Source organism: Pseudomonas sp. CFSAN084952 (genome assembly GCF_009648855.1).
Taxonomy (GTDB): Bacteria; Pseudomonadota; Gammaproteobacteria; order Pseudomonadales; family Pseudomonadaceae; genus Aquipseudomonas; species Aquipseudomonas paracarnis.
On record NZ_CP045767.1, the window covers coordinates 590,250 to 605,183 of the forward strand.

Consider the following 14,934-nt stretch of genomic DNA (forward strand, 5'->3'; position numbering starts at 1 on the left):
TGATTACGTGAGGACTTTAATGGACGACAACAAGAAGAAAGCCTTGGCTGCGGCCCTGGGTCAGATCGAACGTCAATTCGGCAAGGGTGCCGTAATGCGTATGGGCGATCACGACCGTCAGGCGATCCCGGCTATTTCCACTGGCTCTCTGGGTCTGGACATCGCGCTCGGCATTGGTGGCCTGCCAAAAGGCCGTATCGTTGAAATCTACGGTCCTGAATCTTCCGGTAAAACCACCCTGACCCTGTCGGTGATTGCCCAGGCGCAAAAGATGGGCGCTACCTGCGCGTTCGTCGACGCCGAGCACGCCCTGGATCCTGAATACGCCGGCAAGCTGGGCGTCAACGTCGATGACCTGCTGGTTTCGCAGCCGGACACCGGCGAGCAAGCCCTGGAAATCACCGACATGCTGGTGCGCTCCAACGCCATCGACGTGATCGTGGTCGACTCCGTGGCGGCCCTGGTGCCCAAGGCTGAAATCGAAGGCGAAATGGGCGACATGCACGTGGGCCTGCAAGCCCGCCTGATGTCCCAGGCGCTGCGTAAAATTACCGGTAACATCAAGAACGCCAACTGCCTGGTGATCTTCATCAACCAGATCCGTATGAAGATCGGCGTGATGTTCGGCAGCCCGGAAACCACCACCGGTGGTAACGCGCTGAAGTTCTACGCTTCGGTCCGTCTGGATATCCGTCGTACTGGCGCGGTGAAGGAAGGTGACGAGGTTGTCGGTAGCGAAACCCGCGTCAAGGTCGTGAAGAACAAAGTGGCCCCGCCATTCCGTCAGGCTGAGTTCCAGATTCTCTACGGCAAGGGTATCTACCTGAACGGCGAGATGATCGACCTGGGCGTACTGCACGGTTTTGTCGAGAAGTCCGGTGCCTGGTATGCCTACAACGGCAGCAAGATCGGTCAGGGCAAGGCCAACTCGGCCAAGTTCCTGGCAGACAATCCGGATATCGCTGCCACGCTTGAGAAGCAGATCCGCGACAAGCTTCTGACCGCAGCGCCGGACGTGAAAGCGGCTGCCAACCGCGAGCCGGTAGATGAAATGGAAGAAGCCGATACTGACGTCTGAAGCAAACGATGACTGTTGTACTGGATACACTCGTCGCCGTTCGGCGCACTGCGATGGACCTGCTCGCTCGCCGCGAGCATGGTCGAGTCGAGCTGACACGTAAGTTGCGTCAGCGCGGCGCAGAGCCAGAGATGATCGAAACAGCCCTCGACCGGTTAACGGAAGAAGGGCTGTTGTCGGAAGCCCGTTACCTTGAAAGCTTTGTGTCTTACCGCGCACGTTCCGGTTACGGCCCTGCGCGGATTCGCGAGGAGTTAAGCCAACGTGGACTGCAACGTGCCGATATTGACCTTACGCTACGTGAGTGCGGTATCAATTGGCAGTCGCAGTTGGAAGACACCTGGCGTCGCAAATTTGCGGGGCATCTTCCGATTGATGCCAAAGAACGTGCGAAGCAAGGTCGTTTCTTGAGTTATCGCGGGTTTTCGATGGACATGATCAGCCGCTTGTTGAGCGGCCGGGGTATGGACGACTGAACGCCAAAAAACAAAAGGCCCACTATGAAAATAGTGGGCCTTTTTTTTTGCCTGCAAAAAATCACGCTGTCTCTGGCGTCATCCGTTGCTGGGCCTTGCCCTGAGCCTGTGCCCAGTTCTCCGGCAGGTTGATGTAATCCACCAACTCTCGCAATCGCCCCTGATCGCGACCGTTGAAATTGAACACCAGGCGCGTCAAATGGCTGAATCTCGGTTCGTCATGGTCTTCGCCCGTATAGGCGAGTTGCTGGAATTCGCCACTGAGCCGCAGGCTGGCAAACGCTTGCTGCATATGGGCGAGGGCGCGCTCACTCAGGGGATGATTCATGCGCACCACAAACTCACGCTTAAGCCAGCGGGTGGAGTGGAAGTTGGCGTAGAACTGGTTGATTTCGTCTACGGCCTCTTCGGCGCTGTAGACCAGGCGGACCAGTTTGAGGTCGGTGGGCAGGATATAGCGATTGGCTTCCAACTGACTGCGGATGAAATCCAGGGCGCCTTGCCAGAACCCACCGCCCGGCGCATCCAGTAGCACGACCGGCACCAGTGGGCTCTTGCCGGTCTGGATCAGGGTCAGCACTTCCAATGCCTCGTCGAGGGTGCCGAAACCGCCAGGGCACAACACCAGCGCGTCGGCTTCCTTGACGAAGAACAGCTTGCGGGTAAAGAAGAAGTGGAATGACAGCAGGTTGTCGGTGCCATCAATGGTTGGGTTGGCATGCTGTTCAAAGGGCAGGGTGATATTGAACCCTAGGCTGTGCTCCAGGCCCGCACCTTCGTGGGCCGCGGCCATGATGCCGCCACCGCCACCGGTGATGACCATCAGGTCGGACCGTGCCAACGCCGCACCTACCTCTCGGGCTAGCGCATACAGGGGGCTTTCCACTGGCGTACGCGCCGAGCCGAATACCGTGACTTTGCGCCGGCCCTTGAATTGTTCGAGCACCCGAAAGGCATGGTCCAGTTCGCGGATGGCCCGCAGGGTGATCTTGGCGTTCCAGCGATCACGGTCGTCCTGGGCCATGCGCAGGACGGTGAGGATCATGTCTCGATAAAGGGAGATATTCGGGCTGTTGGGGGCGATCAACTGAATTTGTGCGTCGACCTGCTGGGTGAGGTCGGTCCCGTTTTCTTCAAAATGACGAAGCAACAAATCATTCGATTCATAAGGCATTCAATTTCTCCTTCTCTACAGGGCCTGGGTAGTCGACGAGAACGTCGCCTGGGCCACGACACTGCTTGTGTCGCGGCATGCCGCAGGAGGGCAGGCCTTTTTTGCCCTGAAAATGTGACAGAACAGCGTTAAAAACTGTGGTGGGCGGGCATCTGGGATGAGCTGATCATGGGCCGAAAAACCCTTGGCTGGCAACCGCTTATTGATGGCTCATTAGGCAGTTTAGTCGTTGACAGCAAACGCAGCGGGGTCGTGCGCGCCGCTGGGCAGCGGCGCGGGAGGGGCAAGCAAAGGTTACTTTTTCTTCTTCGTCGGAGCCGGGCAATCGGCCTCTGCGAACTTGACCGAGGCCACCGGGCGATTGGTCTTGTTCTCGGTGATTTCATAGCGCATCACTGCGCCCTTGGCCATCAGCTCGCGGTAGCCCGGGTTGGTGCATACACTGCGGCCCAGCTGGAAATACACAGCCTTGGGGTTGGCGCGCATCTGTTCGGCACGGTCAGGCAACACGCTGAGGTGATCGATCAGTTGCATGCCTTCAACGGTGTAGGCGACTTCCAGGGTTTTTTCATCGATTTCCCGGGGCAGGTCCTTGTTGCTTTCGGCCGCGACGCTTTGCAGCTTCTTGTTCATTTGAGCCTCCAGCAGCGAGGCCGCGTGGGCGCCCATAGGCAAGACCAGCGCAAGGGCGACGGATGGGGCAACAAGGCGCAGCATGGAACGCAGCATGAAACTCTCCTGATTCGGTTACTGGTGCATAGACCAGCCACTGGGCTGTGCGTTCAGTGGCGCGCAATTATAGGTGAGCCCTTGCCACTACAGCCAGGCGTATCGCTGGTAAACTGCGGGACTTCTGTTTTTCACGAGTTTGTTCCGTGTCGATTTCTTCTACTTCGCCGCGTGCCCGATGAGTCACGCCGTCTCCCGTTTGCGTACCCAGCGTCTGGCGCGTGCCGTCAGGCCGTTTCTCAATCGGGGTTCCCGTGCTGAGCGCTGTCCCGGCTGTCGGGTCATTCCTGAGTACTGCCTGTGTGCCTGGCGGCCTCAGGTAGAAGCCAAGTCCGCCATGTGCCTGTTGATGCATGACGTTGAACCGATGAAGCCCAGTAACACGGGCTGGCTGATCGCCGATGTCATACACGACACCACCGCGTTTGCCTGGTCGCGTACCGAAGTCGACCCCGAGTTGCTCAGGTTGCTGGCCGACCCGCAGTGGCAACCCTACATCGTATTTCCCGGTGAATTCGTGGCGCCGCAACGGGTGGTCAGTGAAGTGCGCGTGGAGGAGGGCAAGCGCCCACTGTTCATCCTGTTGGACGGCACCTGGAGCGAAGCGCGCAAGATGTTTCGCAAAAGTCCCTATCTGGAACATTTACCGGTGCTGAGCCTGGCGCCCGAACAGTTGTCACGCTACAAACTACGGCGCTCCAAGCGCGATGACCATTTCTGCACCGCCGAGGTGGCGGCGCTGTGCCTGGAGCTGGCCGATGACCTGGCCGCCAGCGAAGTGCTGGATGCCTACCTTGATGTGTTCAGCACCCATTACCTGGCTGCCAAATTCCAACTGCCATTGGATGCGGCGGACACCGTGCATACCCGCCTTGCACCCTACATCCCGGCGGGATAACCAGACGACGTTTGCATGATGGCACTGTAAGCCCGCAACCCGCTAAAATCCCCACGGGCGTAGTGCTTGACCCTCCAGGCTACGCTGGGCATGCTGTGCGCCGATTGGGTGCAACCGTGAATTATCGACGTCGTTTCATGTGTTTTTGACGTTGAGCGGGCCCTGTGGCGATCGCTGCCTGGCCGTCGCCTCGTGTATTGGTGAACCCTGAACCCATCAGGGCTCCCATAAAAAACAGGATCATTTAACCAATGGCCACATACGAAATCCTGATTGCCGATGACCACCCGCTGTTTCGCAGCGCACTGCATCAGGCCGTAACCCTGGGCCTTGGCCCCGATGTACGTCTGGTCGAAGTGGCCAGCATTGCCGAACTGGAAGCCCGCCTGACTGAAAAATCCGACTGGGATCTGGTGTTGCTCGACCTGAACATGCCGGGCGCGTACGGTTTCTCCGGGCTGGTGCTGCTGCGCGGCCAATACCCGCAGATCCCCGTGGTGATGGTGTCGGCCCAGGAAGAAGCCGACGTGGTGGTGCGCTCCAAAGAGTTTGGCGCCAGCGGCTTCATTCCCAAGTCCAGCGCGATGGAAGATATCCAGAAAGCCGTGCGCACGGTGTTGGACGGCGATGTGTCCTGGCCACCCCAGGCGTTTGAAGAAATCAATGTGTCCGATGAAGCCAAGGCCGCCCGCGATGGCCTGGCCAGCTTGACGCCCCAGCAGTTCCGAGTATTGACCATGGTCTGCGAAGGGTTGTTGAACAAGCAGATTGCTTACGAATTGAGTGTGTCGGAAGCGACCATCAAGGCCCACGTTACGGCGATTTTCCGTAAGTTGGGCGTGCGTACGCGCACTCAGGCGGCGTTGCTTTTGCAGCAACTCGAGTCCATCTCGCAACATTAAGTTACAGCCGCTTCACGCTTTTTTGACTTTGCGTGATCTAGCTTCCCCACTTCTTTGGTTCAGTTGCCTACATCTATGTCGCCTTTCAAGGGTCAAACCGGTATCAAACGTATCTTCAATGCAGGGGGCTATTCCCTGGATGGCCTGCGTGCGGCTTTCACTGGCGAGGCGGCATTCCGCCAACTGGTATTGCTGAATGTCATCCTGATTCCCGTGAGCTTTTTCCTGCAGGTCAGCCGGGTTGAACGGGCGCTGCTGATTGCAGTGTGTTTGTTGGCGCTGATCGTCGAATTGCTTAACTCAGCGGTAGAAGCGGCCATTGACCGTATTTCCCTGGACCGCCACCCGCTGTCGAAAAACGCCAAGGACATGGGCAGCGCCGCGCAATTCGTGGCACTGACCATGATCACCCTGGTATGGGCCGTAATCCTGATCTGACGATCAAGCGATACTCGGCAGCACGATCTCGTCGCTGCGCTGCACCCCAGCGGTGAAGGCGCGGCACAGTTCGAGAAACTCGCGCATCGCCGAGGTCTGGTACTTCTGCTTGTGCCAGATGAAGTAGAACTGCCGGGCCAGGTCCAGGTCCGGGGTTTCTACCGGCACCAGGCTGCCACGGCGGAAGGCATCGCGCAGCGCCAGCCGCGAAATGCAGCCAATCCCCAAGCCCGACTCCACTGCCCGTTTGATCGCCTCGGTGTGTTCCAGCTCCAGGCGGATATTCAGCGCGCTGCGGTGATGACGCATTGCCTGATCAAAGGTCAGTCGCGTGCCCGAGCCCTGTTCCCGCAGGATCCACGCTTCGTGGGTCAACTCGTCCATGGTGGCCACGCCACGCTTGGCCAAATGATGCTGGGGCGCACAGAACACCACCAGCTCATCTTCTACCCACGTCTGCACCTCGATATCCGGGTGGCTGCAGTCGCCTTCAATTAGACCCAGGTCAATTTCGTAGTGGGCAACCTGATGCACGATATGGGCAGTGTTCTGCACATGCAGCTTTACCTGGCTCTCGGGGTGTTGCTGCATAAAGCTGCCAATCAGCAGCGTCGCCAAGTAATTGCCTATGGTCAGCGTGGCGCCGACCGCCAGGGAACCGAAGCCTGACTTGCCGTTGAGCAGGTCTTCGATCTCCTTGGCCTGGTCCAGCAATGCCACCGCCTGGGGCAACAGCTGGTGACCGAGGGCGTTGAGGCTCAGGCGTTTACCGGCGCGGTCGAATAATTGACAGCTGGATTGACGCTCCAGCTCGGTGATTGAGGTGCTGGCGGCGGATTGAGATAAGGCCAGAAGGCCAGCAGCGCGCGAGACGCTTTCCTGCTGGGCGACGGCGACGAAAACTTGCAGTTGACGGAGAGTAAATCGCATATCGATATAACCGATAACCCTTATCTTAATAATCCAGTTAACAGATATTGTCGCCGCCATTAGAATGCTGTGCAATTGCGCATCCTTACCTTTGGCGCAGACCCATTTCCAGGAGTCCCCCGTACATGAGCAACATGAACCACGAGCGTGTCCTCAGTGTTCATCACTGGAACGACACTCTGTTCAGCTTCAAGTGCACCCGCGATCCGGGCCTGCGCTTCGAGAACGGTCAGTTCGTGATGATCGGCCTGCAACAGCCCAACGGCCGCCCGCTCATGCGCGCTTACTCCATTGCCAGCCCGAACTGGGAAGAGCATCTGGAGTTCTTCAGCATCAAGGTGCCCGATGGCCCGCTCACTTCCCAGTTGCAGCATCTGAAGGAAGGCGACGAGATCATCATCAGCAAAAAACCGACAGGCACCCTGGTGCTTGACGATTTGAAGCCGGGCAAGCATCTGTACCTGCTCAGCACCGGTACTGGCCTCGCTCCATTCATGAGCGTGATCCAGGACCCGGAGACCTATGAGCGTTTCGAAAAAGTCATCCTGTGCCACGGCGTGCGCTACGTCAACGAAGTCGCCTACCGCGAATTCATCACCGAGCACCTGCCGCAGAACGAGTTCTTCGGCGAGGCCCTGCGTGACAAGTTGATCTACTACCCGACCGTGACCCGCGAGCCGTTCGAAAACGAAGGTCGCCTGACCGACCTGATGCGCAGCGGCAAACTGTTCAGCGACATCGGCCTGCCACCGATCAACCCCGAGGACGACCGCGCCATGCTGTGCGGCAGCCCAAGCATGTTGGATGAGACCAGCGAAGTGTTGAACAGCTTCGGCCTGAAAGTTTCGCCACGGATGCGTGAGCCGGGTGACTACCTGATCGAGCGTGCGTTCGTCGAGAAGTAATACAGAGTCAGTAACACCAGCGATCCAAAAAGTGTGGGAGCTGGCTTGCCTGCGATAGCATCACCTCGGTTCAACTGAACCACTGAGGTGTCTGCATCGCAGGCAAGCCAGCTCCCACATTTGGTTTTCGCCCTATTTAGCCGAAACCACTTCCAGCACACAAATCATCCCCGGCTCCGGGTAGTGCCAGCGCACATCCACATCCCAGAACCGCACACCGTATTCCCGTTCTGAGGTAGGAACCTGATACGCCGGCCGCGGATCCTGTGCCAGACACTGTTCAATCAGCGCCACCAACGGTTCACCAAGGCGCTGGGCATGGCCTTGCGCCTGTTGCAGGGCAGCCTTGAGCCATTGCACGCCGATCAGCGCGGGCGCATTGCTGGCGATGTCGTTGGTGGCCGCATCCACGATATCGGCATACGGCACATACGGCTTGATATCCAGCACCGGCGTGCCATCGAGCAAATCTATGCCCGATATCCACAACCGCCCCGGTTCCACCTTGTCCAGCTTCACCACCGACTGGCCGATGCCATTGGGACGATGGGTTGCGCGGGTGGCAAACACACCCATGGACGTATTGCCGCCCAGGCGTGGCGGGCGCACTTTCAGGCGTGGCTTGTCTTCCAGTGCCTGATGAAACAGAAACAGCAGCCACACATGGCTGACCTGCTCCAGCCCCTGCACCGCCTCACCCTGGTCGAACGGCGCCACCAGCTCCAGCACGCCACGGGCAGCCGGTGCCAGTTGCGGTTGGCGCGGGATGGCGAACTTCTCCTTGAAACAGGAGCGTACGAAGCCGACGGGCGAGACCTGGTAACTCATGGGCTTAGGCACGGACCCGCAAGGTCAGGCCCTTGAGGAAGTTACGCAGCAACTGATCGCCACAGGTGCGGTAGTTGGTATGACCAAACTTGCGAAACAGCGCGCTCAGCTCTGGCTTGGACACCGGGAACTCCGCCGCCTTGAGGATTGCATGCATGTCGTCTTCCTTCAGTTCGAAGGCCACGCGCAGCTTTTTCAGGATGATGTTGTTGGTCACCGGGGTTTCGATCGGCTGCGGCGGGCGGCTTTCGTCCTTGCCGCGCTTGAAAATCACCAAGCCATCGAGGAAGTGAGCCATGACTTCATCCGGGCAGAACACGAAGCCTTCTTCCTCATCTTTTTTGAGGTAGGTCAGCAGGTCTTCCTTGGTCACGTCCATGCCGCCGAGCTTGATGATCTCGACCATCTTGTTGTCGCTGATGTCGAGCATGTAGCGCACGCTGCGCAGTACGTCGTTGTGAATCATGGTGGGCAATCCTGGTATTCAACTGATGACACCGCCGGAATCAGGCGGTGTCGGGAAAAGGGAACGGCTTAAAACTTTTCTTTGCCGGACAGGTAACGCCATTGGCCCACTGGCACCTTGCCAATGGACACGCCGCCGATGCGGATGCGGCGGATGGCGATGACTTTCAGGCCAACGGCTTCGCAGAACAGCGCGATCACGCCGGGTTGCGGGTTTTTCAGCGCAAAGCGCAGGCGGTTCTCGTTCTGCCAACTGGCTTTGACGGCAGGCAGCTCTTTGCCTTTGTAGGTCAGGCCGTGGTTCAGGCGGTTAAGGCCGTGGGCAACCATGTCGCCTTCGACTTCCACCACGTATTCCTGCTCGATCTTGGCGGCATCGGCGGTCAACTTGCGCAGAATCTTCCAGTCCTGGGTAAACACCAGCAGGCCACTGGCTTTGGCTTGCAGGTCGGCGCTGGCGCTCAGACGCAGGAAATGCCCCTTGAGCGGACGCTTGCCGAAGCGGTGTTCTTCAGAGAGGGTTTCGGCGCTGATCGAGGCCATGGCGGTTTCAGCATCCATGCCTGCGGGGGCGTGCATCAGGATGGTCACCGGCTCTGGCGCGGTGGCTTTAGCTTCCGGGTCCAGCTCGACCTTCTCGTCAGTGACCTTGAACTGCGGCTCGTCGATCACTTCGCCGTCCACCGAGACCCAGCCGCCTTCGATAAACAGCTCAGCCTCCCGACGGGAGCAACCGACCAGTTCGATAAGGCGTTTGGAGAGGCGTATGGGGTCAGTCATGACAAGGGCCGTAACAAAAGGGGGCCACTATTGTACCTGCCTGGCGCCGGTTAATCCCGGCCCCATTTCAGCCCATGGGCCATAACAATTACTTAACTGACGCAACACGGGCCAAATGTGGGAGCTGGCTTGCCTGCGAAGGCGGTATACCAGCACCGGATGGGTAGACTGACCCGACGCCTTCGCAGGCAAGCCAGCTCCCACAGTTCAGGCATTACGGGCCTGTTGCTGCTGGCGCAGACGCAGGTGCAGCAATGGATAAGGCTGCCCAAGCCCATCATGTTCTGTTCGCCCGATTACCTCGAAGCCTTGCTTGAGGTAAAAACCCAGGGCCTGGGGGTTCTGTTCGTTGACGTCCAGTTCATCGGCGTTCATGTGTTCGATCGCGTAGCCCAGCAATTGCCGGCCCAGCCCCTGGCCACGGTAGCGCGGGTCGATAAACAGCATTTCCACCTTGCCCGCCGACACCCCGGCGAAGCCGGTAATGTGCTGGCGCACGTCCTTGGTGCAGATCAGCATGACCGCATCGAGATAGCGGCTCAGCACCAGGTTTTTCAACATGTCGATATAGCTGTCCGGGAGGAAGTCGTGGGTGGCGCGTACCGAGTCCTCCCAGATCTGCACCAGGCGTGCGTAGTCGCTGGTTTTAGGTGTGTGAATCACCGAATGCTGACGCATACCCGCTGTCCCTTGCTGTATTCGGGGTTGATGGACAATACGATAGACCTAAAAAAGCCCCGCATCTTCTCAGAGGCGAGGCTTTTTTATCACCGTGCGATCAGTCGCGCTTTTCAGCCCACAAGTCGTACTCGTCGGCGTCGGTCACGGTGCACCAGACTTTGTCACCCGGCTTCAGGCCGCTGGCATCGTCGATAAACACGTTACCGTCAATTTCAGGGGCGTCGAAGAAGCAACGACCCACCGCGCCTTGCTCGTCGACTTCATCGATCAGCACTTCGATTTCCTTGCCGATGCGCAGTTGCAGGCGTGCCGAGCTGATCGCCTGTTGGTGCGCCATGAAGCGCTCCCAACGGTCTTGCTTGACGTCGTCCGGTACCACGGCCAAGTCCAGCAGGTTGGCCGGAGCACCTTCCACCGGCGAGTACTGGAAGCAACCGACGCGGTCTAGCTGCGCTTCGGTCAGCCAGTCCAACAGGTACTGGAAGTCTTCCTCGGTCTCGCCGGGGAAACCGACGATGAAGGTGGAGCGGATGATCAGCTCCGGGCAGATCTCGCGCCAGTTCTTGATGCGTGCCAGGGTCTTGTCTTCAAACGCCGGGCGTTTCATCGCCTTGAGCACTTTAGGGCTGGCGTGCTGGAACGGGATGTCCAGGTACGGCAGGATCTTGCCGGCGGCCATCAACGGGATCAACTCGTCCACGTGCGGGTAAGGGTAAACATAGTGCAGGCGCACCCACACGCCCAGGCTGCTGAGGGCTTCGCACAGCTCGGTCATGCGGGTTTTCACCGGCGCGCCATTCCAGAAACCGGTGCGGTATTTCACATCGACGCCGTAGGCGCTGGTGTCCTGGGAGATCACCAGCAGTTCCTTGACGCCAGACTTGACCAGACGCTGGGCCTCGTCGAGCACATCACCCACCGGGCGGCTTACCAGTTTGCCGCGCATCGACGGGATTATGCAGAAGCTGCAGCTGTGGTTGCAGCCTTCGGAAATCTTCAGATACGCGTAGTGGCGTGGGGTCAGCTTGATGCCTTGAGGCGGCACCAGGTCGATCAGCGGGTTGTGATCCTGGCGTGGCGGCACCACCTCGTGCACAGCGTTGACCACTTGCTCGTACTGCTGCGGACCGGTCACCGCCAGCACACTCGGGTGCACGTTACGGATATTGCCTTCTTCCACCCCCATGCAGCCGGTCACGATGACCTTGCCGTTTTCCTTGATGGCTTCGCCGATCACTTCCAGGGATTCGGCCTTGGCCGAGTCGATGAAGCCGCAGGTGTTGACCACCACCACATCGGCGTCCTGGTAAGTGGACACGACGTCGTAGCCTTCCATACGCAATTGCGTGAGGATGCGCTCGGAGTCGACAAGCGCCTTCGGGCAACCCAGGGAAACAAAGCCAACCTTGGGGTTGGCTTTTGCGATGGTGGTGGACATGTCTAACCTCGGTATTGAATGACGCTGCCGGTCGTGCACGACAAGGCAACGGATGGGCGCTTGGTGCGCCTCTGATCAAAAAGTGCGCAATTCTATCGGTGGGCAACGCACTTGACCAGCTTTATGCAGGGAAATGCGACGAGTGCTGCGCCGGGTCATCCCCATAGCCACTGGCGCGCGCTTAAGCCCGGATGTCTTGTTCGGTTCGGTGCGATACCACTTTAGACATACCCACACCTAACGCCTGGAGGACTTTAAGCAAAGTGGAGAGCTTAGGATCGCCGCCGACGCCGATGGACCTGTAGAGGTTTGCTCTATTGAGTCCTGTGTTCTGCGACAAGCTGAGCATCCCACCACGGGCTTCCGCCACTCGACGGATAGCGACAAGGAAAGCGTCCTCGCCACCGGCTTCATCTATTTCCTCAAGCGCGACAGATAAATATTCGAGGGCGAATGCTTCGTCGTTGCGAAGCATTTCCAGAACGCTATCTTCGTGCGGGCGGGTACGAATGGTCATTTTTGCTGCACCTTGTAAGATTTCCAGAGAGCCTTGGCCTGATCGATATCGTTCTGCTGTCTGGCCTTCGAACCACCGCCCAATAGGAAAATGATTTTTCGATCCTGGACTGCGTAATACACGCGAAACCCCGGGCCGAAATCGAGCTTCATTTCAAAGACCCCATCACCCACTGGCTCGGTAACGCCAAAGTGACCAAGGGACGCTCGATCCACTCTGGTGGTGATTCTTGCTTTCGAACGCGTGTCCTGCACTGTATCCAGCCAAGCCTGGAAGATATCCACGCCGTTGATTGACAGTGCGTGTTTCACTTCGTACATGAGGAATGTACCTTAAAAGAGACAGCCCGATAATTGAGTTTTTATATCGACTGCGTGCCCTGCGAATGCACGATTGACCGATCAGGTAATCCGGCAAGGCGCTCCTGATCACACCACCCAGGCAGCACGACTGAGCCGGGCCAGGAATATACGGTTGGCCGTAAATGTGATCAATGCAGGCAAAAAGGCGCCAAAGTGCTGCTGTGCCCGCTATGACTGATTGCCTAAAACGACACCCCGTTCACTTGAACGGGGAAATACGACGAGTGCTGCGCTATGCTTCGCGCCGTTGCGCACGGGTAAAGCCCTTGGGTCAATAAAACGTCTGTTACGAGAAGTAAAACAGCGCATGCTAGGGTCAGCTTAGAAGCGCTGTTTATAAAAGACCTCAGGTCAAAGGGCAGGAGTGGTTGATGGGTCAGGCAAGTAGTCAGGCAGCAGGTGCCGAGCATTCAAAAGCCAAGCCGATTGGCATGCTAGTGGCGGCGGTCGGGGTGGTTTATGGCGATATCGGGACCAGCCCGCTCTACACCCTTAAAGAGGTGTTCAACGGCGGTTATGGGGTGCAGGTCAACCATGACGGTGTCTTGGGGATCCTTGCGCTGATCTTCTGGTCGCTGATCTGGGTGGTGTCGATCAAGTACGTGCTGTTCGTGCTGCGTGCCGACAACCAGGGCGAGGGCGGCATCATGGCCCTCACCGCGTTGGCCCGGCGAGCTGCCGGGAAGCACACGAAATTGCGCAGTTTCCTGGTGGTGTGTGGCCTGTGTGGCGCGGCGTTGTTCTACGGCGACAGCATGATCACCCCGGCAATTTCGGTGTTGTCGGCCATCGAAGGCTTGGAACTGGCGTTCGACGGCCTGGAAAAATGGGTGGTGCCCATTGCCCTGGTGGTGCTGGTGGCGCTGTTCCTGATCCAGAAACACGGCACCGACCGCATCGGCAAGCTGTTTGGCCCGGTGATGGTGACCTGGTTCCTGGTGTTGGGCGGCCTGGGGGTGTACGGCATCCTGCAGCAACCCGAAGTGCTCAATGCACTGAACCCGGCATGGGGTGTGCGCTTCTTCATGGTTCACCCCGGTATTGGCGTGGCGATCCTCGGCGCGGTGGTGCTGGCATTGACCGGCGCTGAAGCGTTGTACGCCGACATGGGCCACTTTGGCCGCAAACCCATCGCCCGCGCCTGGTTCCTGCTGGTGCTGCCGGCGCTGGTGCTCAACTATTTTGGCCAGGGCGCGATGCTGCTGGGCGATCCGGAGGCGGCGCGCAACCCGTTCTACCTGCTGGCGCCGAGCTGGGCCCTGGTCCCGTTGGTGGGCTTGTCCACCATGGCCACGGTGATTGCTTCCCAGGCGGTGATTTCCGGCGCGTTTTCGTTGACCCGCCAGGCGATCCAGTTGGGTTACATCCCGCGCATGCATATCCAGCACACCTCCAGTGCCGAACAGGGCCAGATCTACATCGGTGCGGTGAACTGGTCGTTGATGGTCGGTGTGATCCTGCTGGTCCTAGGCTTCGAATCCTCCGGTGCCCTGGCCTCGGCCTACGGCGTAGCTGTGACGGGCACTATGCTGATGACCACCATCCTGGTATCGGCGGTGATGCTGCTGCTGTGGAAGTGGCCACCGGTGCTGGCCGTGCCGCTGTTGCTCTGCTGCCTGTTGGTGGATGGCCTGTTCTTCGCCGCCAACGCGCCGAAGATCGTCCAGGGCGGCGCCTTCCCGGTACTGGCCGGGATCGTGCTATTCGTGCTGATGACCACCTGGAAGCGTGGCAAGCAATTGCTGGTCGGCCGTCTCGACGAGGGTGGCCTGCCGTTGCCGATCTTTATCAGCAGTATCCGCGTACAGCCGCCCCATCGCGTTCAGGGTACGGCAGTGTTCCTCACCGCGCGGCCCGACGCCGTGCCCCATGCTCTATTGCATAACCTGCTGCATAACCAGGTGCTGCATGAGCAGGTGGTACTGTTGACCGTGGTTTACGAAGACATTCCACGGGTGCCAGCGGCGCGACGCTTCGAGGTGGATGCCTACGGCGAAGGCTTCTTCCGCGTGATCCTGCACTTCGGTTTCACCGATGAACCGGACGTGCCTGAAGCGCTGAAACTGTGCCATCTGGATGACCTGGACTTCAGCCCGATGCGCACCACTTACTTCCTCAGCCGTGAAACGGTGATTGCCTCGCGCATCAAGGGCATGGCCCGTTGGCGCGAAGTGTTGTTTGCCTTCATGTTGAAAAACGCCAACGGCAACTTGCGGTTCTTCAAACTGCCGGTCAACCGTGTGATCGAGCTGGGCACCCAGGTCGAGATGTAAGGCGCTGCCTACCGGGAGCCGGCAATCGGCTCCCGCTTTCCTTCTGAACCCTGTGCAAAC

17 protein-coding genes are annotated in these 14,934 nt (G+C 58.8%); 7 read left to right on the forward strand and 10 right to left on the reverse strand.

Annotated features, from left to right (window positions below):
- The first annotated feature begins 19 nt into the window (after nt 1–19).
- The gene (gene recA, locus GH769_RS02695; RefSeq protein WP_014717176.1) at nt 20–1,078 is read left to right on the forward strand and encodes a recombinase RecA; all 1,059 of its coding nucleotides are present in this window, start codon (nt 20–22) and stop codon (nt 1,076–1,078) included.
- Between the two features lie 8 nt (nt 1,079–1,086).
- Nucleotides 1,087–1,554 (forward strand): recombination regulator RecX, encoded by a 468-nt coding sequence (gene recX / locus GH769_RS02700; protein ID WP_020301156.1) that lies wholly within the window; start codon nt 1,087–1,089, stop codon nt 1,552–1,554.
- Nucleotides 1,555–1,615: 61 nt separating this feature from the next.
- Here the strand turns inward: recX and GH769_RS02705 are convergent, their stop codons facing one another.
- A complete protein-coding gene (locus GH769_RS02705) occupies nt 1,616–2,728 on the reverse strand; it encodes a TIGR00730 family Rossman fold protein (RefSeq protein ID WP_020301155.1) in 1,113 nt (370 codons plus the stop codon).
- Nucleotides 2,729–3,022: 294 nt separating this feature from the next.
- Nucleotides 3,023–3,457 (reverse strand): PA3611 family quorum-sensing-regulated virulence factor, encoded by a 435-nt coding sequence (locus GH769_RS02710; RefSeq protein WP_014717179.1) that lies wholly within the window; start codon nt 3,455–3,457, stop codon nt 3,023–3,025.
- 178 nt (nt 3,458–3,635) lie between these two features.
- Here GH769_RS02710 and GH769_RS02715 point away from each other — a divergent pair, with 178 nt between their 5' ends.
- The 3 genes from GH769_RS02715 (at nt 3,636) to GH769_RS02725 (ending at nt 5,695) form a co-directional block, all read left to right on the forward strand.
- The gene (locus GH769_RS02715) at nt 3,636–4,355 is read left to right on the forward strand and encodes a tRNA-uridine aminocarboxypropyltransferase (RefSeq protein ID WP_032903391.1); all 720 of its coding nucleotides are present in this window, start codon (nt 3,636–3,638) and stop codon (nt 4,353–4,355) included.
- A gap of 251 nt (nt 4,356–4,606) precedes the next feature.
- Nucleotides 4,607–5,257: a response regulator transcription factor ErdR gene (erdR, locus tag GH769_RS02720; RefSeq protein WP_003189050.1), complete on the forward strand. Its 651-nt coding sequence runs from the start codon at nt 4,607–4,609 to the stop codon at nt 5,255–5,257.
- A 75-nt stretch (nt 5,258–5,332) separates the two neighbouring features.
- Complete coding sequence (locus GH769_RS02725) at nt 5,333–5,695, forward strand: diacylglycerol kinase (protein ID WP_019817716.1); 363 nt, start codon at nt 5,333–5,335, stop codon at nt 5,693–5,695.
- A 3-nt stretch (nt 5,696–5,698) separates the two neighbouring features.
- On the opposite strand, the gene GH769_RS02730 is transcribed toward GH769_RS02725, so the two are convergent.
- Nucleotides 5,699–6,625 (reverse strand): LysR family transcriptional regulator, encoded by a 927-nt coding sequence (locus tag GH769_RS02730; RefSeq protein ID WP_003189054.1) that lies wholly within the window; start codon nt 6,623–6,625, stop codon nt 5,699–5,701.
- A 125-nt stretch (nt 6,626–6,750) separates the two neighbouring features.
- Between GH769_RS02730 and fpr the strand changes: the two genes are divergently transcribed.
- Entirely contained in the window at nt 6,751–7,530 is a 780-nt protein-coding gene (fpr, locus tag GH769_RS02735; RefSeq protein WP_003189055.1) for a ferredoxin-NADP reductase, read from the forward strand.
- 132 nt (nt 7,531–7,662) lie between these two features.
- On the opposite strand, the gene tsaA is transcribed toward fpr, so the two are convergent.
- The 7 genes from tsaA to GH769_RS02770 form a co-directional block, all read right to left on the reverse strand.
- Complete coding sequence (gene tsaA / locus GH769_RS02740) at nt 7,663–8,358, reverse strand: tRNA (N6-threonylcarbamoyladenosine(37)-N6)-methyltransferase TrmO (RefSeq protein ID WP_032903271.1); 696 nt, start codon at nt 8,356–8,358, stop codon at nt 7,663–7,665.
- 4 nt (nt 8,359–8,362) lie between these two features.
- Nucleotides 8,363–8,824, reverse strand: a complete 462-nt coding sequence (locus GH769_RS02745) for a DUF1456 family protein (protein WP_005785469.1) — start codon at nt 8,822–8,824, stop codon at nt 8,363–8,365.
- Between the two features lie 68 nt (nt 8,825–8,892).
- A complete protein-coding gene (locus GH769_RS02750) occupies nt 8,893–9,603 on the reverse strand; it encodes an rRNA pseudouridine synthase (protein WP_032903270.1) in 711 nt (236 codons plus the stop codon).
- A gap of 207 nt (nt 9,604–9,810) precedes the next feature.
- Entirely contained in the window at nt 9,811–10,281 is a 471-nt protein-coding gene (locus tag GH769_RS02755; RefSeq protein ID WP_020301153.1) for a GNAT family N-acetyltransferase, read from the reverse strand.
- 100 nt (nt 10,282–10,381) lie between these two features.
- Nucleotides 10,382–11,722 (reverse strand): 30S ribosomal protein S12 methylthiotransferase RimO, encoded by a 1,341-nt coding sequence (gene rimO / locus GH769_RS02760; RefSeq protein ID WP_003231334.1) that lies wholly within the window; start codon nt 11,720–11,722, stop codon nt 10,382–10,384.
- Nucleotides 11,723–11,903: 181 nt separating this feature from the next.
- Complete coding sequence (locus GH769_RS02765) at nt 11,904–12,239, reverse strand: addiction module antidote protein (protein WP_014717185.1); 336 nt, start codon at nt 12,237–12,239, stop codon at nt 11,904–11,906.
- Complete coding sequence (locus GH769_RS02770; protein ID WP_032903269.1) at nt 12,236–12,559, reverse strand: type II toxin-antitoxin system RelE/ParE family toxin; 324 nt, start codon at nt 12,557–12,559, stop codon at nt 12,236–12,238. Before GH769_RS02770 ends, GH769_RS02765 begins: the two co-directional genes overlap by 4 nt.
- Nucleotides 12,560–12,972: 413 nt before the next feature.
- On the opposite strand from GH769_RS02770, the gene GH769_RS02775 reads away from it, so the two are divergent.
- Nucleotides 12,973–14,874, forward strand: a complete 1,902-nt coding sequence (locus GH769_RS02775; RefSeq protein ID WP_032903268.1) for a potassium transporter Kup — start codon at nt 12,973–12,975, stop codon at nt 14,872–14,874.
- Nucleotides 14,875–14,934: the final 60 nt, after the last annotated feature.

Bases quoted from the DNA above. Each gene is read 5' to 3' on its own strand.
- GH769_RS02715 (WP_032903391.1), top strand. From the start codon at position 3,636: ATGAGTCACGCCGTCTCCCGTTTGCGTACCCAGCGTCTGGCGCGTGCC.
- GH769_RS02745 (WP_005785469.1), bottom strand. From the start codon at position 8,824: ATGATTCACAACGACGTACTGCGCAGCGTGCGCTACATGCTCGACATC.
- tsaA (WP_032903271.1), bottom strand. From the start codon at position 8,358: ATGAGTTACCAGGTCTCGCCCGTCGGCTTCGTACGCTCCTGTTTCAAG.
- GH769_RS02725 (WP_019817716.1), top strand. From the start codon at position 5,333: ATGTCGCCTTTCAAGGGTCAAACCGGTATCAAACGTATCTTCAATGCA.
- GH769_RS02730 (WP_003189054.1), bottom strand. From the start codon at position 6,625: ATGCGATTTACTCTCCGTCAACTGCAAGTTTTCGTCGCCGTCGCCCAG.
- GH769_RS02710 (WP_014717179.1), bottom strand. From the start codon at position 3,457: ATGCTGCGTTCCATGCTGCGCCTTGTTGCCCCATCCGTCGCCCTTGCG.
- GH769_RS02750 (WP_032903270.1), bottom strand. From the start codon at position 9,603: ATGACTGACCCCATACGCCTCTCCAAACGCCTTATCGAACTGGTCGGT.
- GH769_RS02705 (WP_020301155.1), bottom strand. From the start codon at position 2,728: ATGCCTTATGAATCGAATGATTTGTTGCTTCGTCATTTTGAAGAAAAC.
- rimO (WP_003231334.1), bottom strand. From the start codon at position 11,722: ATGTCCACCACCATCGCAAAAGCCAACCCCAAGGTTGGCTTTGTTTCC.
- GH769_RS02765 (WP_014717185.1), bottom strand. From the start codon at position 12,239: ATGACCATTCGTACCCGCCCGCACGAAGATAGCGTTCTGGAAATGCTT.
- GH769_RS02770 (WP_032903269.1), bottom strand. From the start codon at position 12,559: ATGTACGAAGTGAAACACGCACTGTCAATCAACGGCGTGGATATCTTC.
- recX (WP_020301156.1), top strand. From the start codon at position 1,087: ATGACTGTTGTACTGGATACACTCGTCGCCGTTCGGCGCACTGCGATG.
- fpr (WP_003189055.1), top strand. From the start codon at position 6,751: ATGAGCAACATGAACCACGAGCGTGTCCTCAGTGTTCATCACTGGAAC.
- recA (WP_014717176.1), top strand. From the start codon at position 20: ATGGACGACAACAAGAAGAAAGCCTTGGCTGCGGCCCTGGGTCAGATC.
- GH769_RS02775 (WP_032903268.1), top strand. From the start codon at position 12,973: ATGGGTCAGGCAAGTAGTCAGGCAGCAGGTGCCGAGCATTCAAAAGCC.
- GH769_RS02755 (WP_020301153.1), bottom strand. From the start codon at position 10,281: ATGCGTCAGCATTCGGTGATTCACACACCTAAAACCAGCGACTACGCA.
- erdR (WP_003189050.1), top strand. From the start codon at position 4,607: ATGGCCACATACGAAATCCTGATTGCCGATGACCACCCGCTGTTTCGC.